Below are 613 nucleotides of genomic sequence, written 5' to 3'. Positions count from 1 at the left end.
ATCGTGCACTGCGCATCACATACAACCTTCCGCCTTCTGTGTCGGTCCAACAACTACACCTGGGATGCCCGTAAATGCCTTCATCAACAAGGGCGACAGGACCTTTTTTGACTACCTGTTGAAACCGCTGATCGACTGGACACGGCTCGCGTTCACCGATGAATTAGACCGCGCAGCGAACTTGATGACGGTTGGAGTGTTTGGTCCGGTAGCGTACAGACAAAAAGACGCCGCGCCGAAGCGTAGCAACCTGATCCAGGGAACGCGCGCGGAAGGGTCGGGTTTGGGAGCCCGCCACGCGATCCAAGTAAATGCATCGGCTGTTCGTCCAGATTGCAGGGGCCGCTCAACGTCTGCCGGTCGACGAATTGGACCGGTTGATCCACGACAGACCAACTTTGCTGGACCTGCTCATCCGTTACATTCAGACTGTGCACGTACAAGCTACCTACACCGCGCTTGCCAACGGAAAGGGAACTATTGTGCAGAGGTTGGCTCGCTGGCTGCTGATGTGTCAGGACCGCATCGGGAGTTCCGAAATCGCCCTATCCCACGAGTTCTTGTCGCTCATGCTTGGTGTTCGGCGGTCCGGAGTAACGAGCGCGCTGCACAT

General features: G+C 56.8%; 1 protein-coding gene. It reads left to right on the top strand.

Going from position 1 to position 613, the window contains the following annotated elements:
* Positions 1-311: 311 nt before the first annotated feature.
* The coding region (locus tag ACPYOI_RS35875; RefSeq protein ID WP_481424147.1) for a helix-turn-helix domain-containing protein at positions 312-613 on the top strand (302 nt) is incomplete at its 3' end.

The organism is Rhizobium sp. SVR5-2C (genome assembly GCF_056755115.1).
The sequence above is the reverse complement of the archived record's forward strand: the minus strand, read 5'-3'. Positions and strand labels throughout refer to the sequence as shown.